The following is a 21,399-nucleotide window of genomic DNA, read 5'->3' on the forward strand; positions in this document are numbered from 1 at the left end:
TCGCGAATGCCGCCCCGCGTGTTGACCGCGGCCGGGATTCCCTCGACAACCCGCCAGTGCCGAACCCGCGAACCATCACCGACCGAACCCGCAGCACCGCCGAACCCCGACCTCGGCGGTTAGGCTTCCTGCGCGGCATCGGGCTGCGCCAGGTGCGGATGTTCACCGGGCTGGTGCTGTTCGCCTATCTGCTCAGCCACTACCTCAATCACGCGCTCGGCAACGTCTCGGCGGAAGCGCTCGAAGCCGGGGTGATGTGGCACCTCGCATTCTGGCAGTTCCTGCCGGTGGCGATCCTGTTTTACGGCTCGGTCGCGGTGCATACCGGACTGGGGTTGTGGGCGCTGGTTCAGCGCCGGCAGTTTCGCTGGCGGACGGTCGAGCCACTGCAGCTCCTGCTCGGCCTCAGCGTGCCGCTGCTGATCTACAGCCATGTGATCGGGCTGCGGCTCAGCAACGTGCTGTACGACATCGACAAGCTGTATCCGCAGGCGCTGTACGCCTACTGGGTGGTCTGGCCGGCCTCCCGGCTGTGGCTGATGGTGGCGGTGCTGCTGATCGCCTGGGTGCACGGCTGCATCGGGCTGACCATCTGGCTGCGGATCAAGCCGATGGCGCGCCGGGCGATGCCGTGGCTGCTCGCGCTTGCGGTGCTGATTCCGACGCTGGCGCTGCTCGGCTTCTATCAGGGCGGCCGCGACACCATCCGCGCCGCGTCCGCGCCGGGCTGGCAGGACGCCAACATGTCGGTGAAGCAGCTCGGCACGCTTCATCAGCAGGCGACGCTCGACCGGATCGGCGACGCGTTCGTGTTCGGCTATCTCGGGCTGATCGGCCTGGCGCTGATCGCCCGCGCCGCGCGCAGCCTGAACGAGCGGCGCGGCGGCATGATCCGCCTCACCTACGGCACCGACCGCAGCATCCGGGTGCCGAAGGGCACCAGCGTGCTGGAGGCGAGCCAGCGCTACAACATTCCGCACGCCAGCGCCTGCGGCGGCCGTGCCCGCTGCTCGACCTGCCGGATCCGCGTGATCGGCGACCCGGCCGAGCTGCCGGCGCCGTCGAGCCGCGAGGCTTTCGTGCTCGACAGCGTCGGCGCCGGCGACGATCCGTCGATCCGCCTCGCCTGCCAGTTGCGGCCGACCCACGACCTCGCTTTCATGCCGATCTTTCCGCCGCGCAACGCGGCCGCGGCACGGCGGATGGCGCGCGCGATGAAAGCCGGCGAGGAGCGCTACCTCGTCAGCATGTTCGTCGATCTGCGCGGCTCGACCAAGATCGCCGAGACGCGACTGCCGTTCGACACCGTGTTCATCGTCAACCGATTCCTCGGCGCGGTGTCGCGCGCCGTGATCGCTTGCGGCGGCCGGCCCAATCAGTTCATCGGCGACGGCGTGCTGGCGCTGTTCGGCCTCGAGGACATGCCGCGCGACGCTTGCCGCAACGCGATCCGCGCCGCCTCGGCGATCGCCGCCGCCGTCGACGAACTCAACGGCTTCCTCGGCCACGATCTCCCCGAACCGATCCGCTTCGGCATCGGCATCCATGGCGGCGACGTCATCCTCGGCGAGATCGGCTATCGCGACCACATGGTGTTCACCGCGCTCGGCGACTCGGTCAACGTCGCGGCACGGCTGCAGGACATGACCAAGGCGCTCGGCTGCGAGACGCTGCTGTCCGACGAACTGCGCGCCACCGCCGGCGTCGCCGCCGACGCCTGGCCGACCCAGCAGGTCGAGATCCGCGGCCGCGTCGAGCCGATGCAGGTCTGCCCGATCGCGCAATCGCGCGACCTCGCCGCAGCGCTGGACCCGAGCGAACTGACGCTCGCCTGAGGGCCTGACCGAAAATGCGGGAGGCAAAGTCTAGGCTCTCCCCCCGTCATTGCGAGCGAAGCGAAGCAATCCAGTGCGCCGGGTGCGTGATTCTGGATTGCTTCGTCGCTTCGCTCCTCGCAATGACGAACTTAAGTACCTGATCTTGTAGCTCTCATTTCAAGTCGGACTCTGAGGGCGCGGCGCGCAGCTGCGGCGCTTTGTGATCCAGCGCACACTCCCGGTTTTCGGTCGCCGATCCGCCGCCGCGCGGCGTGAACCCGCGCAAATTTCATCACGACGAACGTGCGATGGGCGGGTCCACGACCACCGGACTTGATGAAGTAACAACCGCGCCCGCGGGCGCATTTCGAGGAGAACGACCATGTTTCGCAAGATCGCACTTGGACTGTTTGCTGCCGCTTCGCTCAGCGTCGTCGCGCTGGCGCCGACTTCCGCTTCCGCCGGCGGTGGCAAGTGGCATCACCATGGCTGGGGCCATCACCACCACTTCCACGGTCCCGCCTTCGGCGTCGGCTATATCGGCGCCGGCTATGGCGCCGGCTACGGCAGCTGCTACGTCACCCGCCGCGTGCCGACCTCGCATGGCTGGCGCTGGCGCACCTTCAACATCTGCTACTGAGGTTTCGACCGACGTTGCAGGCGTGGAGTCCCGGCCGCCGGCGCGGCCGGGACTTTACCTGTCGAAGAGCTGGTGATCAGTCGAGCTTGACCCACTGATCGACCGGCATCACTTCCGGCGTCTGCGCATAGGCGCGGGTCCACATGTCGACCACCCACTGGGCGCCGCTGCCGCGCTCGACCAGCACCGCGGTATTGTGCGGCGTCTGCAGCACCAGCACGTTGCCGCGATATTTCGGATCGCCGACGCTGTGATGCTTCAGGAGGCCCCAGCCCTGCATCACCAGCAGCAGGCTGGTGGTGTTGCGGGTGGTGTCCCAGCAATCGAAATTGTGCTTGTCGTCGAAGTAACGGAAATCCGCGCGGGCGATCCGCTTGTCGGTGCCGAGCACCGGACCGAGCCTTCGGTCGAGCCACACCACCGCCTTCTGCACCGCCGCGCGCTCGGCTGCCGGCGAGGCCCGACCCGAGGCCATGATCCGCGACAGCGCGGCGCGGTCGCCGGGGCCGAAGGCGAGTTCGTGGCGACGGCGGCAGACGAAGCCGTAGCACACCGTCATGCCCGAGGCCGACGGCGGGTTGATCGACACCGAACTGTAGAGTTGCGCCACCTCCCGGCTGAGCGGGTCGGCCCGCGCCGGCAACAGGCTCGCGCCGACCGCCGAGATCACCGCGAGCACCAGCGCCAAGCCGCGCCACCGCTGCGATCGACCGACGAATCCCACTTGCATCCTCGCTCCTGCCCGCATCTTCATCGCCGGGACGCTAGCGTGACCGGCCCGCGGTGCCAATATTGGAGTCGGGCGGCGGCGTATTTGCGGGGCGGCTGATGCGTCCCGCACACACCGCCCGCACCGCGGATTCTTCGCAAGGAGCGATCATGCCGCCTGATTCGCCGCATCCGGAATTCGACGCTGCCTACGCGCCCGACGACGCCACGCTCGCGGCGGCGCTGATCGCGGTGATGCCGCGCGACCCCGCGCGCGAGGCGCCGATCGACACGACCGCCACCGGACTGATCGCAGCGATCCGTGCCGGCGATCATCATCTCGGCAGCGTCGAGGCGATGCTGCGCGAATACGCGCTATCCAGCAAAGAGGGGCTTGCGCTGATGGTGCTGGCCGAGGCGCTGCTGCGGGTGCCGGACGCGGCGACCGCCGACGCCTTCATCGAGGACCGGCTGGGCCAGGGCGATTTCGCGCATCACCGCATCAAGTCCGATGCGCTGCTGGTCAACGCCTCGGCCTGGGCGCTCGGCCTGTCGGCGCGCGTGGTGCATGCCGGCGACACGCCGCAAAGCACGCTGGCAGCGCTGGCGAAGCGGATCGGCGCGCCGGCGGTGCGCGCGGCGACGCGGCAGGCGATGCGGCTGCTCGGCAATCATTTCGTGCTCGGCGAGACCATCGACGATGCGCTCGCCCGCGCGCAGGCGGATGCCGCCGATGGCGTGCGCTATTCCTACGACATGCTTGGCGAAGGTGCGCGCACCCGGGCCGACGCCGAGCGCTACTTCGCGTCCTACGCGCAGGCGATCGACGCGATCGGCCGCGCCGCCGGCAACGCGCGACTGCCGGCGCGGCCGGGCATCTCGGTGAAACTCTCGGCGCTGCATCCACGCTTCGAGGCGGTGAGCCGCGACCGCGTGCTGCGCGAGCTGACGCCGCGCCTGATCGAGCTGGCGCGCAAAGCCAAGGACCACGACCTCGGCTTCACCGTCGACGCCGAGGAGGCCGACCGGCTCGAACTCTCGCTCGAGGTGTTCGCCGCCTGCCTCGCCGATCCTTCGCTCAAAGGCTGGGACGGCTACGGCCTCGCGGTGCAGGCCTATCAGAAACGCGCATCCGCGGTGATCGACTACGTCGATGCGCTGGCGCAGCGACACGATCGCCGGCTGATGCTGCGGCTGGTGAAGGGCGCCTATTGGGACACCGAGATCAAGCGCGCGCAGGAGCGCGGCCTTGCCGACTATCCGGTGTTCAGCCGCAAGGCGATGACCGACCTCAACTACCTGCATTGCGTGCAGAAACTACTCGGGCTGCGGCAACGGATCTTCCCGCAATTCGCCAGCCACAACGCGCTGACGGTCGCGACCGTCCTCGACCTCGCCGGCGACAGCGACGGCTACGAATTCCAGCGGCTGCACGGCATGGGCGAGGCGCTGTATGCGCGGCTGCGCGCCGAGCATCCCGAGCTCACCTGCCGGATCTACGCCCCGGTCGGCGGCCATCGCGATCTGCTCGCCTATCTGGTGCGGCGGCTGCTGGAGAACGGCGCCAATTCGTCGTTCGTCGCGCAGGCCGGCGACGATACCGTGCCGGTAGAGGAGTTGCTGCGACGGCCGGAGGCGATCATCGGGACGCCCGACAACGCCCGCCATCCGCACATCCCGCTGCCGCGAGACTTGTATCGGCCGCAGCGCGAAAACTCGCGCGGCGTCGAATTCGGCGACCGCGCCGCGCTGCGACGGCTGCTCAGTGAGATCGACGCCGCGCGCCGGCCGCTGCCGCGCGTCACTCCCGTAACGCCGGAGGATGCGGCGGCGGCGGCGGTGGCCGCCGCGCGCGATGGCTTCGCCGCATGGAGCCGCACGCCTGCCGAGACCCGCGCCGCCGCGCTGGAGCGCGCCGCTGATCTGTTGGAGCAGCGCCGCGCGAACTTCGTCGCGCTGCTGCAGGACGAAGCCGGCAAGACGCTCGACGACTGCATCTCCGAGGTCCGCGAAGCGATCGATTATTGCCGCTACTACGCGGCCGAAGGTCGCCGGCTATTCGGCGACGGCGTCGCGCTGCCCGGCCCGACCGGCGAGCGCAACAGTCTGCGGCTGCGTGGCCGCGGCGTCTTCGTCGCGATCTCGCCGTGGAATTTTCCGCTGGCGATTTTCCTCGGCCAGATCACCGCGGCGCTGATGGCCGGCAACGCCGTGATCGCCAAGCCGGCGGAGCAGACGCCGGTGATCGGCGACGCCGCCGTGGGGCTTTTGCACGAGGCCGGCGTGCCGCGCGCGGCGCTGCAACTCGTGCAAGGCGACGGCGCGATCGGCGCGGCGCTGGTGGCGCATCGCGACGTCGCCGGGGTCGTCTTCACCGGCTCGACAGACGTGGCGCGCGCGATCAACCGCGCGCTCGCCGCGAAGGACGGCCCGATCGTGCCCCTGATCGCCGAGACCGGCGGCATCAATACGATGATCGTCGACGCCACCGCGCTGCCCGAGCAGGTCGCCGACGACGTCGTGACCTCGGCGTTCCGCTCCGCCGGCCAGCGCTGCTCGGCGCTGCGGCTGTTGTTCGTGCAGGACGACGTCGCCGAGAGGATGATCGAGATGATCGCCGGCAGCGCCCGCGAATTGAAGCTCGGCGACCCGCGCGATCCGGCGACGCATCTCGGCCCGGTGATCGACGCCGAGGCCAAGGTCAGGCTCGACGCGCATATTGCGGCGATGACGCGCGAGGCGCGGCTGCATTTCGCAGGCGCCGCGCCGTCCACCGGCAACTACGTGGCACCGCACATCTTCGAACTGCGCGACGCCGCGCAACTGACCGAGGAAGTGTTCGGCCCGATCCTGCACGTCGTGCGCTACAAGGCCGCCCACCTCGACGCCGTGCTCGCTGGCATCGCGGCGAGCGGCTACGCGCTGACGCTCGGCGTGCAGTCGCGGATCGACGACACGGTGGCGTGCATCGTCGACCGGCTCGCGATCGGCAACGTCTACGTCAACCGCAACATGATCGGCGCCGTCGTCGGCACGCAGCCGTTCGGCGGCTCGGGCCTGTCCGGCACCGGGCCGAAGGCCGGCGGCCCGCATTATCTGCCGCGCTTCACGCTGGAACAGACGGTGTCGATCAACACCGCGGCGGCCGGCGGCAACGCTGCGTTGCTGGCCGGCGACGAGTGATACGTCATCCTGAGGCGCCGTCGCGCAGCGATGGCCTCGAAGGATGGGCCGCCGTCACCGTCGCTGTCATCCTTCGAGGCTCGCTACGCTCGCGCCTCAGGATGACGGTCATGCGGGTTCCAATATTGCATCGATAGCCCAACCCGGTTCATATGCGCGCCACCGCCGAAAACCTGCGCCAGCGCATATTCCGGCCGACGAAAAACAACAAACGCCAGGGAGCAGCGCGCGATGGACGACGGCATCTTCAAGGGTCTCAAGGTGCTCGATTGCGCGAGCTTCATCGCCGCACCCGCCGCCGCCACGGTGCTGTCGGATTTCGGCGCCGACGTCATCAAGATCGAGCCGCCGGGCGCCGGCGATCCCTATCGCAACCTGCCGAACCTGCCGGGCTATCCGCGCAGCGAGCACAACTACGCGTGGATGATCGAGAGCCGCAACAAGCGCAGCCTCGCGCTCGACCTCGCCAAACCGGAAGGCAAAGAGGTGTTGCGCAAGCTCGTCGCCGAGGCCGACGTGTTCATCACCAATTTCCCGCCGCAGGTGCGGGCGCGGCTCGGCATCGCCTATGCGGATCTGGCGCCGCTCAACGCGCGGCTGATCTATGCGAGCTTCACCGGCTATGGCGAGCGCGGCGAGGAGGCCAACAAGCCGGGCTTCGACAGCAACGCGTGGTGGGCGCGCTCCGGCATGATGGATCTGGTCCGCGCCGATGAAGACACCACGCCGGCGCGCTCGGTCGCCGGGATGGGCGACCATCCCTGCGCGATGGCGCTGTACGGCGCGATCGTCACCGCACTGTACAAGCGCGAACGCAGCGGCAAGGGCAGCGAGGTGAAGTCCAATCTGATGGCCAATGGCGTGTGGTCGTCGAGCGTGCTGGCGCAGGCCAAGCTGGTCGGCGCGCAGTTCCAGCCGCGGATGCCGCGCGAGCGCGCGCTCAACGCGGTGGCCAATCATTATCGCTGCCGCGACGGCCGCTGGCTGATCCTGTCGCTGCTCAACGAAGAGAAGCAGTGGCCGACGCTGACGCGCTGCCTCGGCCGCGAGGACCTGACCGACGATCCGCGCTTCGCCACCACGCCCGACCGCCATGCCCGCTCGGTCGAACTGATCGCGATCTTCGACGAGATCTTCGCGACCCGCGACCTCGCCGACTGGCGCAAGGCGCTCGACGGCAGCGGGCTGGTGTTCGGCGTCGTCGGCATCCTCGACGACATCCCGAACGATCAGCAGATGATCGACAACGACGTGCTGGTGCCGTTCGAGAACAACACCATCATGACGATCAACAGCCCGATCTGGGTCGAGGGCAGCGCCAAGACGCGGCCGCGGCTGCCGCCGGCGCTCGGCGAACACAGCGACGACGTGCTGCGCAGCGCCGGCTACGACGACGCCGCGATCAGCGCGCTGCGGACATCCGGCGTGGTGGGATAATCAGCGTCGGAAGAAGATCCAGCCGAAGGCGGCGAGCGCGATCAGCACGGTGGCGGCGATCGCGAAACCGGAGACGCGGACCTCGCTCGCGGTCTTCCGCGACGCTTCATTGTCGGCGATCTGCTGATTGCGTTGCTTGTTGTCGGTTGCGGGGTCGCTCACCGTCAGTCCTCCTCGTTCCGACGTGGGCGCCCGGATCAACGGTGGCCGACGAAGCACATGCCGATCGGAAACGCCGCCGCGCCACGCGCCGGCTGGCAACTCAACCCCGCCGCGCAGCGCCAGTTCCGGAAGCTCGGATCGACGGTCCCGTGCGGGTCGGCAAGGCCGCATGCCGCGCCCCAGCCGTCCATCTCCGCCGTGCCGTCGAGCGCGGTCGCGCCGCGCAATTGCGGCCGGTCGGTGAAACCGCGGGAATAGTCCGGCTGCCGGCCATCGCGTAGCGCCATGACGATATCGCGACGGCGGAGCTGATCGCCGACGAAATGCGGCGAGCCCGGCGCGACGGTCGATGTCGCCTGGTCTCCACCCCATTCGGCGCCGGGAAAATGAAAGCCGCCGATCGCCTGCGTCTGGTGGCAGCCCGAACAGGTGATGTCGTTGAGCCGTCGCGCGAAGCCGGCCGGCGAGCGGACCGTTTGCAACGCCCCGCCACTGTCGGCGGCGCGCTGCAACGCTGCGACGATATCGGCGTCGCTGAACAGCGGAGCCTGCGGCCCCGGTCCGGCGAGGCCGAAAGCAGGCCGCAGCTCCGAATCCGTGAACGCCGCCGGCGTCGCCGCGATCGCGCGGCGGGCGAGATAGGTTTCCGGGACGATCAGCGTGCCGCGATCGAACGCCACGACATTCTCCGGCTGTAGCAGCCAGCGCTTGAATTGCGATCCGAGATCGCGATCGGCCAGCAGCCGGTCGCGATCGATCTGGTTCTCCATCGGCGCCGCCTGATAGCGCTGCGACACCGCGTCGAAGCGAAACACCTGCATCAGATAGTCCGCGCGAAAATCGCCGCCCGTGGCGGCGGGCATCGTGGCGATCTGCAGATTGACCTCGATGCGATCGATCGCGGCCGGGCCGAGCGGCGCCAGCGGGCCATCCGCCGCGACCAGCCTGCGCGCCAGATCGGCACCTTTGTCGGGCCATTCTCCGGTCGCCAGCCAGCGCCGCGCGATCTCGCGGCAGGCGATGCCGGGCTCGGCGCCGCGCGCGCGCAGCACGATGTTCAGCGTCATCGGCAGTCGCCGCCCGCCCGCGGCGTCGTCGATCGGCCGATAGATCAGGCGGATCTCGCCGCAACCATCGGCCGCGACGAAGCCGCGATCCATCCGATTGACGATGCCGGCGAGCACGAAGCGCGTCGTGCCCGCGGCCAGCCGGTCGCGGTCGAACAGCTTCGGCGCCCGCCCCCAATGGTCCTGCTGATAGCGCGCGAATTCGTCGTCGAGCGACGCGCGCAGCGCGGCCATCGACGGCAGCGCGAACAAGCGTTCGTTGTGCAGCGGCGCGGACGATTCCGGGTCGAGCATCTGCCGCAGGCCGAAGCCGGGATGCGTCGAGCCGTCATCCCGCTGTTCGCGCAGATCGAGTTCGCGCAGGGCCAGCGGATCGGCGATCGCGAGCCCGCGCGACAGATCCGCGGCCAGCCCGGCGCCGGGCCGCAGCAGGCCGCAGATCAGCAATGCCAGACCGAGGAAGCGTCGCACGCGTGCCGTGGTCCCGAGCCGTCGTGCTGCATGGGCGCAGCGCAGGAATTGCCCGGGAATCTAAAGCAAACGGCGCAGCGTGTCTGCACACGCCGCGCCGCCGAATTCCAACCCGACGTGACGATCAGCGCGAGACGATCAGGCCGCGGCTGGTCACCACCACCCAGCGTCCGTCCTGGCGGCGGATCGCATCGACCCGGCCGAGGCCCGGCACCGGATCGCCGGCATAGACTTCGAACGTTCCGGCACGGCCGACGATCACCGCACCGCCGTCATAGACCTCGCGCAGCACCCAGCCCTCGACCGTCGGCAGCCGGCCGACATCGTTGGCCTTCGCTGCCGGCTTCGGCGGCACCGAACCGGTGACGTCCTGCGCGGCGGAGGCGACCTGCGCCGGGGCCGGCGCCGGCTTCTCGGCCTGCGCGGACCGCAACTTCTCGACGGTCTCGCTCAGTCTGGCGATCTTCTGCGCCGGCTCGGCCTGCGCCTTTTCGACTTTCTCGATTCGGTCGTTGGCCTTGGCGATCTGGGCGCTGGCGGTCTTGTCGGCGCGGTCGACGCTGGCCTTCAGCGCGGCGAGCTCGGTCTGCAGCTTGGACACCTGCTCGTCCAGCGCGCGCGCCTGCGCCTGCGCCTGGGTCGTCGCATCGGCGCTGCCGCCGACTTGCGCGAAGCCCGCGCTGGTCAGCGCGCCGCCGGCCGCGCCGGCGATCGCCGCCAGGATCACCGCGACGGCGGCCAGCGCGAGCTGCCGCTTGCCGTGTGGCTTGGCGGCCGGCTCGCCGGGTTCATCCGGCGCCTCGACCTCGATCTCGTCGTCCCAATGGCGAGACCAATCCTGTTGTCTGCGCGGCGGCGCCATGATGGTGACGTTGCCGGGGCGACGCTGGGCGATTTCACTGCTCGCGGCCTCGGCCCGCTTGGCCGGCTCGGACGCGGACTCCGCCGACGCAGCAGCCTCGCCGCCGGCGCTCACGGCCGACGCCTGTGCCGAGGACGCCTTATCCGAAGACGCCTGCGCCGAAGACGCCGATGCATCCGGCACGGCCCCGACGCCAGCCTTGTCGTCGCCGATGATGGGCTCTTTGCGATGCTCGTCCACGTCAAATCCTCCTGATACGCTTGACCATTCGGTAACTTTGATTACTTGCCAATCCGTTACTTCCTTCGATGCTTACGAAAATTTCAGGATTCAGCTCCCGCGCCGCGGCCGCGCGGCTTTGCGCTGCGCGCTGTCCCGCGCTAGGACAGATCGTTGCAACGGCGCATCAAGCCGCCGATCAGGGAGACGACCATGAAGCTGTACGATTCGATCGGGCCCAATCCGCGCCTGGTGCGGATGTTCATCGCCGAGAAGGGCCTGACGATCCCGACCCAGAGCATCGACATCCGGGCCGGCGAGAACCGCAAGCCCGAGCATCTGGCGCGCAATCCGCACGGACAGACCCCCACTCTCGAACTCGACGATGGCAGCTTTTTGTCGGAGATCACCGCGATCTGCGAATATCTCGAAGAGAAACATCCGACGCCGCCGCTGATCGGCACCACCGCCGAGGAGCGCGCCGAATGCCGGATGTGGACGCGGCGGATCGATCTGACGATCTGCGAGCCGCTGGCCAACGGCTTCCGCTTCAGCGAGGGGCTGAAGATGTTCAAGGATCGCGTGCCGTGTTTCCCGGAAGCCGCGCCAGGGCTGAAGCAGATGGCGGCGCATCGGCTGCAATGGATGAACAGCCAGATGCAGGGCAAGGACTATGTCTGCGGCGCGCGCTTCACGCTCGCCGATTTGTTGCTGTACGGCTGGATCGATTTCGGCGCGCAGGTCGGCCAGCCGCTCGATCCCGCCAACACCGTGCTCGCCGAATGGCACGCGCGCATCGCGGCGCGGCCGTCGGCGAAGGCTTAAGTAGCCGCACGCGCCGGCTGCCGTCAGGCGTCGGGCCACACCAGCGAGCGATGCAGACTGGCGCCGGCCCAGGCGCCGTCGGCGACCGCCAGCGACAGCGAATGCGGCACCCGCGCCGCGTCGCCGCAGGCGAACGCGCCCGGCACGCTGGTCTGTTTCGCCTCGTCGGTTGCGATCTGCGTGCCGAACGGCGTCTCGCTCAGCGCGCAGCCGAGACTCTCGGCGACCGGCGACGCCGGCGCGTTGTGCGAGGTGGTGAAGATGCCGGCGAACGCCAGCCGCCGGCCGTCGCTCAGCACGATGTCGGCATGACCGTCGACGCGCGCGATCGGCGAGTCCTCGATGGTCACGCCGCGCGCGGTCAGGTCGGCGCGCGCCGCGGCGTCGGGCGCCACTGCAGCGTTGGTGAACAGCGTGACCTCGCCCCATTCCGGCAGCAATTGCGCCTGATGCAGCGACATCGGCCCGGTGGCGATCACCGCGATGCGGCCCTGGTCGAGTTCGTAGCCGTGGCAATACGGGCAGAGAAACACGCTGACGCCCCAGCGCGGCTGCAGCCCCTCGATCGCCGGCAGACGATCCGACACGCCGGTCGCGAATAGCAATCGTCGCCCGCGATGCTGCGCGCCGTCGCGCGTCGTCACGGTGAAGTCGTCTTTGCAGCCTGACGCGGCGTCGGCGACGCCGTCGATCCAGCGCAGCGTCTTGTAGGTTTCGATTTGCCGACGCGCCGAGGCGGCGATCGCCGCCGGATCGGCGCCGTCCTGGCCGAGGAAGCCGTGCGAATGCGCGGCGAAGCGGTTGCGCCGCTCACCGGCGTCGATCACCAGCACGCTGCGGCGGGCGCGCAGCAGCTGGAGTGCTGCGGCCATGCCCGCATAGCTGCCGCCGATCACGATCACGTCGTGCTGCATGTCGATCAATCCTTTATTTTCGGGCGCGCTGCGCCGCGTGGCGCCGGTTGAAATCCGCCGACAGCTTCGCCAGCGTCACCTCGGCGAAGCGTTCGAGCAGCAGCGCCTCGGCGTCGACGAAGGCGCTGTCGAGCGCGGCGTTGACGACCTGCTCGACCAGACACTCCGGCGTCTCGTTGCGATTGCCGATCGCGAAGATCGCCGGCTCGCCGAGCGCCTGGTGCAAGTCGCGCAGCGTGACGGCGGCGGGATCGGCGGTGATCAGCCAGCCGCCGGACGGCCCGCGCTCGGACGCCACCAGCCCGGCCTCGCGCAGCAGTCCCATCGTCCGCCGCACCACCACCGGATGGGTGCACATGCACGCGGCGAGCTGGTCGGAGGTCATCGGTGCGTCGTGCTCCGCCATGTGCAGCAGCGCATGCAGAACCGACGACAGGCGGCTGTCTCTTTTCATGTAACTTCAATTATTACGAATAGAGCGCCAACGCAAGCCGGATGATCCGGCTGATCTCTGGGGAAACGGCACGAGGTTTGCTTGAATTCGATCCATTCGCCCTTGACGAGATTGATCGATGCTCGGCATTCCTCGCAGATTCAGCCATTTCGTCTACGCCGTCCTGCAATCGGGGATCACCACCGCGATCGCCTCGATGATCGCCAGCGTACCCTTCCTCGGCGAGGGGACCTTCCTGGAGCATTGGCTGGGCGCGTGGCTGGTGTCGTGGATGCTGATGCTGCCGGTCGTGCTGTTCGCGGCGCCATGGCTGCGGCGACTGACGCTGGCGCTTACCACCGAAGACCGGATCTGACGCCCCGCGGCTCAGACCACGACCGGCGCGTCGGGCAGTTCGTTGTCGCCGCCGCTGTCTTTCGGAAAATGCGCCGCCAAATGCGCGGTGATCAGTTCGATGCCGCGCAGCACGCCGGCTTCGAAGCGGCCCTGGCGGAAGGCGCTTTCCATCTCGCGGCAGATGTCCTCCCACGCCGCCGCGTCGACCCGGCCGTCGATGCCGCGGTCGGCGACGATCTCGACGTCGCGATCGGCGAGCAACAGATAGATCAGCACGCCGTTATTGTGCTCGGTGTCCCAGATCCGCAATTGCGAGAACACGTCGAGCGCGCGCTCGCGCGCCGGCTGGTCGCGGAACAAAGGCGCGCCGTCGAGCGCGCCTTCCACCACGAACCGGATCTGCCCGGCGTGCCGCGCTTCGCTGGCGCCGATCGCGCGCTCGATGGCATCGAGCGCCGACGGCGGAAACGCCTTCTGCACCAGCCCGCGGCTGGTGAACAGATGTTTGCTGATCCGCCGGATGCCCATCGCCGTCTCCCCGCTCACCAACTCCCCGAAGCGCCGCCGCCACCGAAGCTGCCGCCCCCGCCGCTGAAGCCGCCGCTGCTGCTCGAGCCGCGCGAGCCGCCCGACCACGCGCCGCCGGGATAGATGCCGCCGCTGCGGCGGCCGGAACCGATCCCTGGTCCGCCCCCGCTGAACAAATCGATGAACAGCGCGAACAAGAACGCCGCGAAGCCGACGATCATCGCGATCGGAAAGCCGAGCCCGAACATCCAGGCGACGCCGCCGATGATGCTGCCGGTCAGCGCCGAGGCGGCCATGCGGCCGAGCAGGCTCTGCAGGAAACCGTTCACCACCAGCGTACCGAAGATCAGCGGGATCGCCCAGCCGCTAACCTGATCGAACGATTCCGGCGACCATTCATGTTGCGGCTCGGGCGCCGGCAGCGCCTCGCCGTCGATCACGGCGATCATGCGGTCGACGCCGGCCTCGATGCCGCCGGCGAAATCGCCGGTCCTGAATTTCGGCGTGATGATCTCGTCGATGATGCGCTTGGCCGTGACGTCGGGCAGCGCGCCTTCGAGGCCGTAGCCGACCTCGATCCGCAGCTTGCGGTCGTTCTTGGCGACCAGCAGGATGGCGCCGTCGTCGACCTTTTTGCGGCCGATCTTCCAGGCCTCGGCCACCCTTATCGCAAATGGCTCGATCGCTTCGGGCTGCGTCGTCGGCACGATCAGCACCGCGATCTGGCTGCCTTTGCGGGCCTCGAACGCCTTCAGCTTCTGGTCGAGCCGCGCGATCACGTCGCTGTCGAGCGTGCCGGTCTGATCGACGACGCGGCCGGTGAGCTGCGGCACCGCGAGCTGCGCCTGTGCGATCGTGGTGAAACCCACGACCAGCCAGCACATCAGCGCCGCGAGCACCGAGGCCCGCGCCATCCGCATCATCGCCACGCGCTCCGCGCGCATTTACTTCGCCGGGGCCGGGGCCGTGTTGAAGTCGACCTTGGGCGCGGTCGAGATCGCGCCCTCGTTCTCGACCGTGAAGTTCGGCTTTTCCTTGTAGCCGAACATCATTGCGGTGAAGTTGGTCGGCACCGAGCGCACCGTGACGTTATAGGCCTGCACCGCCTTGATATAGCGGTTGCGCGCCACGGTGATGCGGTTCTCGGTGCCTTCGAGCTGCGCCATCAAATTGGTGAACAGCGCGTCGGATTTGAGCTGCGGATAGTTCTCGGTCACCACCAGCAGCCGCGACAGCGCGCTGGAGAGTTCCCCTTGCGCCTGCTGGAACTTCTGGAAGGCGGCCGGATCGTTCAGCACCTCGGGCGTGGCCTGCACGCTGCCGACCTTGGCTCGGGCGTTGGTGACGCCGAGCAGCACGTCTTTTTCCTGCTGCGCGAAGCCCTTCACCGAGTTGACGAGGTTCGGCACCAGATCGGCGCGGCGCTGATACTGGTTGACCACCTCCGACCAGGTCGCCTTGACCTCCTGGTCTTCGCTCTGGATGGCATTGTAGCCGCAATTGGTCAGGCTCAGCGTGGCAAGCGCCGCCAGCACCGTCAGAAACTTCCGCATCGATCTCTCCCCGGGCGAACCGGCGCAGCATAGCATGCGCCGGGCGACAGGTTTGTCGGTTGTTGGGCCGATATGGTTCTAAAGCGGCTCAGAGCGAACAGAGCACCGTTCCAAATACCGTCATGGCCGGGCTCGTCCCGGCCATCCACGTCTTTGCTGAGGTTGAGCCTCGAAGACGTGGATGCCCGCGACAAGCGCGGGCATGACGAGCGGTGATGCTGCTCCGGGTCAGGCCGCCTGCGCGGCCTTGGCGTCCTGGATCGCCCGCCACACCTTTTCCGGGGTCAGCGGCGTGTTCAGCGTGGTGACGCCGAGCGGCGCCAGCGCGTCGAGCACGCCGTGGACGACGCAGGGCGGCCCACCGATCGCGCCGGATTCGCCGCAGCCCTTGGCGCCGAGCGGATTGGTCCGGCACGGCGCCGACGGATCGAGCGTGACGTTGATCGGCGGCAGATTGTCGGCGCGCGGGATGCAGTAGTCCTGATAGCTCGCGGTCAGCAGCTGGCCGTCGTCGTTATAGGCCGCGCCTTCGTACAGCGCCTGGCCGACGCCCTGCGCGACGCCGCCATGGATCTGCCCCGCGACCAGCATCGGATTGACCGCATTGCCGACGTCGTCGACCGTGGTGTAGCGCACCACACGGCTGACGCCGGTTTCGGGATCGACCTCGACCTCGCAGATATGCGCGCCGTTCGGCCAGCTCGGACCGTCGACTTCGCCGGTCGAATCGACGCTGAGCTTGGTACCTTTTTCCTTGGCGGCGATTTCGAACAGGCTGATCTTGCGATCGGTGCCGGCGATCGTCAGCATGCCGCCGGAATACTCGATGTCCTCGATCGAGGCTTCGAGAATGTTCGCGGCCTTCTCGCGCGCTTTGGCGATCATATCGACGGTCGACACCGCGACCGCGGTGCCGCCGACGAACAGCGAGCGCGAGCCGACGCTGCCGAAGCCCTGCGCCAGATCGGTGTTGCCCTGCACGACGTCGATGCTCTCGATCGGGATGTCGAGCGCCTGCGCGATCATCTGCGAGTAGGTGGTCTCCAGCCCCTGCCCCATCGCCTGCGTGCCGGAATGCAGCACGATGCGGCCTTCCGCGGTGGCGTGCAGGCTGACCTTCTCGGTGTGGGCGCGGCCGCCGGTCCATTCGATGTAGCTGGTGACGCCGCGGCCGTAGAGCAGGCCCTTCTTCTGCGCTTCCTTCTTGCGCGCCTTGAAGCCGTCCCAGTCGGACAGCTCGGTCGCGCGCTGCATCAGATGCGCGAAGGCGCCCGAATCGTACACCTGCCCGACCGCGTTGGTGTAGGGCAGTTGCGTCGGCTTGATGTAGTTGACCTTGCGGATCGCGCGCGGGTCCATGTTCAGCTGGCGCGCCGCGGCGTCCATCAGGCGCTCGATGATGTACACGGCTTCCGGGCGGCCTGCGCCGCGATAGGCGCCGACGGGCGCGGTGTGGGTCATCACCGCCTTGATGTCGAAATGCACCAGCGGCAGATCATAGACGCCGGTCTGCACGAACGGGCCGAGCACCAGCGGAATGATCACGCCGGCGCCGGCGAGATACGCGCCGGTGCCGCCGATCGACGACACCCGATAGGCCAGCACGCGGCCCTTGGCGTCGAGCGCGATCGACGCGGTCGAGGTCAGGTCGCGGCCATGGGTGCCACCGACGAATTCGTCGGTGCGGTCCCCGCGCCAGCGGATCTTCTTGTTGAGCTTCACCGCCGCATAGGCCACCAGCGCGTCCTCGGGATAGACGCCGGTCTTCTGGCCGAAACCGCCGCCGATGTCGCCGACCAGCACCTGGATCGACTCCTTCGGCCGCTTCAGGATCGCGTCGGCGAGCGCGTCGCGGGTCTGCGCCGGCGTCTGCGACTGCACGTGCAGGATCAGCCGGCCGGTCTTCTTCTCGATTTCCGCGATAGTGGCGCGCGGCTCCATCGCCGAGGGGATCAGGCGCTGGCTGACGATGTCGAGCGACACGGTGTGCGCGGCGCTGGCGAAAGCCTCATCGACCTTGGCGGCATCGCCATAGCTCATCGCCGCGACGATGTTGTCGGGCGCGGTCTCGACCACCACCGGCGCGCCGGGCTGGATCGCCGCGACCGGATCGGTCACCGCCGGCAATTCTTCATACTCGACGACGACCGCCTCGGCCGCAGCCTGCGCCGCGGCCTGCGACGCCGCGATCACCGCGGCGACCGGCTCGCCGACGAAGCGGACGATCTCGTGCGCCAAGAGCCGGCGCGGCGGCAGCAGCATCGGCGAACCGTCCGGCCGCTTGAAGATCGGCAGGGTCGGGATCGTGCCGATCTCGTCGGCGACGAGGTCCGCGCCGGTCAGAACGCTTTCGACTCCCGGCATCGCGCGCGCCGCCTCGGCATCGATCGAGACGATCTTGGCGTGCGCGTGTGGTGAGCGCAGCACCACCAGCCACAACGCGCCGTCGGCGGGCTTGTCGTCGAGATAGTGCCCGTGTCCGGTGACGAGCCGCTGATCCTCGAGACGCTTGACGGGCTGCCCCGCGCCGAACCGCATGGAGCCGGGAAGAATGTTCATGCCGCTTCCTTGTGTTGCTTGCTTGGAACGGTTTTAGCGGAGAAAGCAGCGGTAAGCCAAGAGGGGCAAGCCCCTCCCCGAAGCGAAGCCGAACCTCTCCCCGCCAGGGCGGGGCAATCGCCTATGGACTTCGAGGCTATTGTACCGGGCTCCCTTCACCCTCCCCTGGAGGGGGAGGGTCGGCACGCAGCCCGCAGTGCGGGATGCGTGACGGGGTGGGGTGAGAAGCGGGCACGGCGGATGAACGCTTCGCCACCCCACCCCGCTCGCTGACGCGAGCGACCCTCCCCCTCCAGGGGAGGGTGATGCTCGGCGCGACCGCGAAATTTCATATGCGATCACGCTCCCGCCTGCGGGCGAGGGAGTAGCCGCGGCTGATTGCAGGGTTACTGCCCCTCCCGTTCGTCATTCCGGGGCGCTCGCGGAGCGAGCGAACCCGGAATCTCGACGTTCAGGTCACCCGCGTTCAACGCAGAACATCTCGAGATTCCGGGTTCGCGCAGCTTCGCAGCGCGCCCCGGAATGACGATCGAGAGTCTTACGCGATCTCCGCCAGCACCTTCTCGACCGCCTTGCGCTCTTCGGCCGTCAGCGCGGCTTGCGGCGGCACCGGGTCGCCGACGTCGTAGCCCTGCAGCGCGAGGCCGGCCTTGATGCAGGCGGCGAGGTTGAACTTGGCGAAGGCTTCGTTGACGCGCCAGAGTTTGCGTTGAAGCGTCAGCGCTTCGTCCCAGCGCTGCGCCTTGCACAACTCGTACAAACGCACGCTCTGGCGCGGCGCGATGCAGGCCGGGCCGGCCATCCAGCCGACGCCGCCGATCAGCATCACCGCGGCCGGAATATGCGCCGAGGCCGAGAACACCCGCAACGAATCACCGCAACGATTCATGATCGACAGCAGCCGGCCGGTGTTGGTCGAGGCGTCCTTGATGTAGCGGATGCGCGGATGTTCAGCGAGCCGCGCGATCACGTCGAGCGTCAGGTCCGAGCGCTGGAATTGCGGATTGGTGTAGATCACCACCGGGATATCGACGGCGTCGGCGATCGCGCGAAAATAACTCTCGATCTGCGCGTCCTTCAGCGGAAAATACGCCTCCAGAATCGCCAGGATGCCGTCGGCACCGTGTTTCTGATAGGCCCTGGCCTGCGCCACCGCATCCGCGGTCGAGGTCGACGCCACGCCGGCGACCACCGGCACGCGGCCAGCCGCGGCCTCGATCGTCGCCTGCACCACGGCCGTGCGCTGCGCCGCGCCGAGATAGGCAAACTCGCCGGTCGAGCCGAGCGGCGTCAGCCCGTGCACCCCGGCCTTGACCAGATCGTCGCAGAGCCGGCCGAGCACCTCGCCGCGGACCCGGCCGTCAGACTCGAGGGGAGACACCAGATAGGGAAAAACGCCTCGAAATTCAGTCATTTGCAGAACCACATGCTGTCTCTGGCGGAAGCCGGAACCGGCCGCGGCCTATCGACATCAATCCGGCGCGCGCCGCAAGCGCCAAACTCTGCTAAGCCAACCGCATCCGCATGCAACGAGACCCGCTCATGACCCTGTCCCCGCCCCGCGACGCCACGCCTCCCGTCGCGCCGCGCCGTCCGCACGCCTTCACCACCCACGGCATCACCATCAACGACGACTATGCCTGGCTGAAGGACCCGAACTGGCAGGAGGTGCTGCGCGATCCGGCGCTGCTCGATCCCGATATCCGCGCCTATCTCGAAGCCGAGAACGGCTACACCGACAGCGTGCTCGGCCACACCGAGGCGTTGCAGAAGACGCTGGTTGCGGAAATGCGCGGGCGGATCAAGGAAGACGATTCCAGCGTGCCGCAGCCGGACGGGCCCTACGCTTACTTGCGCAAATTCCGCGAAGGCGGCCAGCATCCGCTGTATGGCCGCACGCCGCGCGACGGCGGCGAACTCGACATCATCCTCGACGGCGACGAACTGGCGAAGGGCACCGAGTACTTCCAGTTCGGCGGACGGCGGCATTCGCTCGACCACAAGCTGGAAGCCTGGAGCGCTGACGCCAAGGGCTCGGAATACTACACCATCCGCGTGCGCGACTGGACGACGAAGCAGGATTTGCCCGACCTCGTCGAGGAGACCGACGGCGGCGTGGTCTGGACCGCGGACTCGAGCGCGTTCTTCTACGTCAAGCTCGACGACAATCATCGGCCGATGCAGATCTGGCTGCACAAGCTCGGCACCGCGCAGGCCGACGACCTGCTGGTGTACGAGGAGAAAGACGCCGGCTGGTTCACCCACATCCACGAGAGCAGCAGCGGACGGTTCTGCGTGATCGCCGGCGGCGACCACGAGACGTCGGAGCAGCGGCTGATCGACGTCTCCGATCCGACCGCGCCGCCGCGGCTCGTCGCCGCGCGCGAACTCGGCGTGCAATATTCGCTCGCAGATCGCGGCGACGAGCTGTTCATCCTCACCAATGCGGACGGCGCGATCGACTTCAAGATCGTCACCGCGCCGCTGGCTTCGCCTGTGCGCGACAATTGGCGCGATCTGATCCCGCATCGCGAAGGCATCTATATCATCGACTTCGACCTGTTCTCCGGCCACATGATGCGGCTGGAGCGCGCCAACGCGCTGCCGTCGGTGACGATCCGCGATCTCGCGAGCGGCGATGAGCATGCCATCGCCTTCGACGAGGCGGCCTACTCGCTGTCCGCCTCCGGCGGCTGGGAATTCGACACCACGGTGATGCGGTTCTCCTACTCGTCGATGACGACGCCGTCGGAAGTCTACGATTACGACATGGCGACGCGCGAGCGGAGCTTGCGCAAGCGCCAGGAAATTCCCTCGGGCCAAAATCCGGCAGACTACGTCACCACCCGGATCATGGCGAAGGCCGACGACGGCGCCGAGGTGCCGGTGTCGCTGCTGCATCGCAAGGGGCTCGCGCTCGACGGCGCGGCGCCGCTGCTTCTGTACGGCTACGGCTCCTACGGCCACGCGATGCCGGCGGGCTTCTCCGCCAACGCGCTGTCGCTGGTCGATCGCGGCTTCGTTTACGCGATCGCGCATATCCGCGGCGGCGCCGACAAGGGCTGGGGCTGGTATCTCGACGGCAAGCGCGAGAAGAAGACCAACTCGTTCGACGATTTCGCCGCCTGCGCGCAGGCGTTGATCGACGCCAAGTACACGTCGGCGAAACGCATTGTCGCCCATGGCGGCAGTGCCGGCGGCATGCTGATGGGCGCGGTCGCCAACCGCTCGGGCGAGTTGTTCGCCGGCATCGTCGCCGAAGTGCCGTTCGTCGACGTGCTCAACACCATGCTCGACGATACGCTGCCGCTGACGCCGCCGGAATGGCCTGAATGGGGAAATCCGATCAGCAGCGAAGCCGACTTCAAAACCATCCTGTCCTACTCGCCCTACGACAACGTCGCGGCGACGACCTATCCGGCCATCCTCGCGATGGGCGGCCTCACCGATCCGCGCGTCACCTATTGGGAGCCGGCGAAATGGGTGGCGCGGCTGCGCGCGACCATGACCGGCGGCGGCCCCGTGCTGCTCCGCATCAACATGGGCGCCGGCCACGGCGGCGCGTCCGGCCGGTTCAGCCGGCTCGACGAGGTCGCGATCGTCTACGCCTTCGCCTTGTGGGCGGTCGGCCTCGCGGATTCCGCTGCCTGAACTTCGCCACCAG

18 protein-coding genes are annotated in these 21,399 nt (G+C 68.3%); 7 read left to right on the top strand and 11 right to left on the bottom strand.

Going from position 1 to position 21,399, the window contains the following annotated elements; translation table 11 throughout:
* The first annotated feature begins 56 nt into the window (after window positions 1-56).
* A complete protein-coding gene (locus RPB_RS19885; protein WP_011442820.1) occupies window positions 57-1,835 on the top strand; it encodes an adenylate/guanylate cyclase domain-containing protein in 1,779 nt (592 codons plus the stop codon).
* Between the two features lie 364 nt (window positions 1,836-2,199).
* Entirely contained in the window at window positions 2,200-2,457 is a 258-nt protein-coding gene (locus RPB_RS19890) for a hypothetical protein (RefSeq protein ID WP_011442821.1), read from the top strand.
* Between the two features lie 76 nt (window positions 2,458-2,533).
* On the opposite strand, the gene RPB_RS19895 is transcribed toward RPB_RS19890, so the two are convergent.
* Entirely contained in the window at window positions 2,534-3,187 is a 654-nt protein-coding gene (locus tag RPB_RS19895) for a hypothetical protein (RefSeq protein WP_011442822.1), read from the bottom strand.
* Window positions 3,188-3,336: 149 nt separating this feature from the next.
* Between RPB_RS19895 and putA the strand changes: the two genes are divergently transcribed.
* Window positions 3,337-6,348: a bifunctional proline dehydrogenase/L-glutamate gamma-semialdehyde dehydrogenase PutA gene (gene putA / locus RPB_RS19900; protein WP_011442823.1), complete on the top strand. Its 3,012-nt coding sequence runs from the start codon at window positions 3,337-3,339 to the stop codon at window positions 6,346-6,348.
* A gap of 231 nt (window positions 6,349-6,579) precedes the next feature.
* Window positions 6,580-7,785 (top strand): CaiB/BaiF CoA transferase family protein, encoded by a 1,206-nt coding sequence (locus RPB_RS19905; RefSeq protein ID WP_011442824.1) that lies wholly within the window; start codon window positions 6,580-6,582, stop codon window positions 7,783-7,785.
* On the opposite strand, the gene RPB_RS24955 is transcribed toward RPB_RS19905, so the two are convergent.
* The 3 genes from RPB_RS24955 to RPB_RS19915 form a co-directional block, all read right to left on the bottom strand.
* Entirely contained in the window at window positions 7,786-7,947 is a 162-nt protein-coding gene (locus RPB_RS24955; protein WP_198135133.1) for a hypothetical protein, read from the bottom strand.
* A 35-nt stretch (window positions 7,948-7,982) separates the two neighbouring features.
* The gene (locus tag RPB_RS19910) at window positions 7,983-9,485 is read right to left on the bottom strand and encodes a hypothetical protein (RefSeq protein WP_011442825.1); all 1,503 of its coding nucleotides are present in this window, start codon (window positions 9,483-9,485) and stop codon (window positions 7,983-7,985) included.
* 124 nt (window positions 9,486-9,609) lie between these two features.
* Window positions 9,610-10,587 carry a hypothetical protein gene (locus tag RPB_RS19915; protein ID WP_011442826.1) on the bottom strand — a complete coding sequence of 326 codons (978 nt, stop codon included), beginning with the start codon at window positions 10,585-10,587 and terminating at the stop codon, window positions 9,610-9,612.
* A gap of 192 nt (window positions 10,588-10,779) precedes the next feature.
* On the opposite strand from RPB_RS19915, the gene RPB_RS19920 reads away from it, so the two are divergent.
* Window positions 10,780-11,391: a glutathione S-transferase family protein gene (locus RPB_RS19920; RefSeq protein WP_011442827.1), complete on the top strand. Its 612-nt coding sequence runs from the start codon at window positions 10,780-10,782 to the stop codon at window positions 11,389-11,391.
* A gap of 23 nt (window positions 11,392-11,414) precedes the next feature.
* Here RPB_RS19920 and RPB_RS19925 read toward each other — a convergent pair whose 3' ends face one another.
* Window positions 11,415-12,305, bottom strand: coding sequence for an NAD(P)/FAD-dependent oxidoreductase (locus RPB_RS19925; protein ID WP_011442828.1), 891 nt, complete (start codon window positions 12,303-12,305; stop codon window positions 11,415-11,417).
* A gap of 13 nt (window positions 12,306-12,318) precedes the next feature.
* Entirely contained in the window at window positions 12,319-12,759 is a 441-nt protein-coding gene (locus RPB_RS19930) for an RrF2 family transcriptional regulator (protein ID WP_011442829.1), read from the bottom strand.
* A 118-nt stretch (window positions 12,760-12,877) separates the two neighbouring features.
* On the opposite strand from RPB_RS19930, the gene RPB_RS19935 reads away from it, so the two are divergent.
* Window positions 12,878-13,114, top strand: coding sequence for a DUF2798 domain-containing protein (locus RPB_RS19935; protein WP_011442830.1), 237 nt, complete (start codon window positions 12,878-12,880; stop codon window positions 13,112-13,114).
* An 11-nt stretch (window positions 13,115-13,125) separates the two neighbouring features.
* On the opposite strand, the gene RPB_RS19940 is transcribed toward RPB_RS19935, so the two are convergent.
* The 5 genes from RPB_RS19940 to RPB_RS19960 form a co-directional block, all read right to left on the bottom strand.
* Entirely contained in the window at window positions 13,126-13,623 is a 498-nt protein-coding gene (locus tag RPB_RS19940) for a TPM domain-containing protein (protein WP_011442831.1), read from the bottom strand.
* Window positions 13,624-13,637: 14 nt separating this feature from the next.
* Window positions 13,638-14,567: a TPM domain-containing protein gene (locus tag RPB_RS19945; RefSeq protein WP_041798374.1), complete on the bottom strand. Its 930-nt coding sequence runs from the start codon at window positions 14,565-14,567 to the stop codon at window positions 13,638-13,640.
* A complete protein-coding gene (locus RPB_RS19950) occupies window positions 14,568-15,176 on the bottom strand; it encodes a LemA family protein (RefSeq protein WP_011442833.1) in 609 nt (202 codons plus the stop codon).
* 228 nt (window positions 15,177-15,404) lie between these two features.
* Complete coding sequence (locus RPB_RS19955; protein ID WP_011442834.1) at window positions 15,405-17,735, bottom strand: xanthine dehydrogenase family protein molybdopterin-binding subunit; 2,331 nt, start codon at window positions 17,733-17,735, stop codon at window positions 15,405-15,407.
* Window positions 17,736-18,273: 538 nt separating this feature from the next.
* A complete protein-coding gene (locus RPB_RS19960; protein WP_011442835.1) occupies window positions 18,274-19,149 on the bottom strand; it encodes a dihydrodipicolinate synthase family protein in 876 nt (291 codons plus the stop codon).
* A gap of 128 nt (window positions 19,150-19,277) precedes the next feature.
* Here RPB_RS19960 and RPB_RS19965 point away from each other — a divergent pair, with 128 nt between their 5' ends.
* Complete coding sequence (locus RPB_RS19965; protein WP_041798375.1) at window positions 19,278-21,386, top strand: S9 family peptidase; 2,109 nt, start codon at window positions 19,278-19,280, stop codon at window positions 21,384-21,386.
* The last annotated feature ends 13 nt before the right edge of the window (window positions 21,387-21,399 follow it).

Source organism: Rhodopseudomonas palustris HaA2 (genome assembly GCF_000013365.1).
Classification (GTDB): domain Bacteria; phylum Pseudomonadota; class Alphaproteobacteria; order Rhizobiales; family Xanthobacteraceae; genus Rhodopseudomonas; species Rhodopseudomonas palustris_J.

What these genes read in the sequence shown, in the direction of transcription:
- RPB_RS19890 (WP_011442821.1), top strand. Translation starts at nt 2,200, where the DNA reads ATGTTTCGCAAGATCGCACTTGGACTGTTTGCTGCCGCTTCGCTCAGC.
- RPB_RS19895 (WP_011442822.1), bottom strand. Translation starts at nt 3,187, where the DNA reads ATGCAAGTGGGATTCGTCGGTCGATCGCAGCGGTGGCGCGGCTTGGCG.
- putA (WP_011442823.1), top strand. Translation starts at nt 3,337, where the DNA reads ATGCCGCCTGATTCGCCGCATCCGGAATTCGACGCTGCCTACGCGCCC.
- RPB_RS19905 (WP_011442824.1), top strand. Translation starts at nt 6,580, where the DNA reads ATGGACGACGGCATCTTCAAGGGTCTCAAGGTGCTCGATTGCGCGAGC.
- RPB_RS19920 (WP_011442827.1), top strand. Translation starts at nt 10,780, where the DNA reads ATGAAGCTGTACGATTCGATCGGGCCCAATCCGCGCCTGGTGCGGATG.
- RPB_RS19925 (WP_011442828.1), bottom strand. Translation starts at nt 12,305, where the DNA reads ATGCAGCACGACGTGATCGTGATCGGCGGCAGCTATGCGGGCATGGCC.
- RPB_RS19930 (WP_011442829.1), bottom strand. Translation starts at nt 12,759, where the DNA reads ATGAAAAGAGACAGCCGCCTGTCGTCGGTTCTGCATGCGCTGCTGCAC.
- RPB_RS19935 (WP_011442830.1), top strand. Translation starts at nt 12,878, where the DNA reads ATGCTCGGCATTCCTCGCAGATTCAGCCATTTCGTCTACGCCGTCCTG.
- RPB_RS19940 (WP_011442831.1), bottom strand. Translation starts at nt 13,623, where the DNA reads ATGGGCATCCGGCGGATCAGCAAACATCTGTTCACCAGCCGCGGGCTG.
- RPB_RS19945 (WP_041798374.1), bottom strand. Translation starts at nt 14,567, where the DNA reads ATGCGCGCGGAGCGCGTGGCGATGATGCGGATGGCGCGGGCCTCGGTG.
- RPB_RS19950 (WP_011442833.1), bottom strand. Translation starts at nt 15,176, where the DNA reads ATGCGGAAGTTTCTGACGGTGCTGGCGGCGCTTGCCACGCTGAGCCTG.
- RPB_RS19955 (WP_011442834.1), bottom strand. Translation starts at nt 17,735, where the DNA reads ATGAACATTCTTCCCGGCTCCATGCGGTTCGGCGCGGGGCAGCCCGTC.
- RPB_RS19960 (WP_011442835.1), bottom strand. Translation starts at nt 19,149, where the DNA reads ATGACTGAATTTCGAGGCGTTTTTCCCTATCTGGTGTCTCCCCTCGAG.
- RPB_RS19965 (WP_041798375.1), top strand. Translation starts at nt 19,278, where the DNA reads ATGACCCTGTCCCCGCCCCGCGACGCCACGCCTCCCGTCGCGCCGCGC.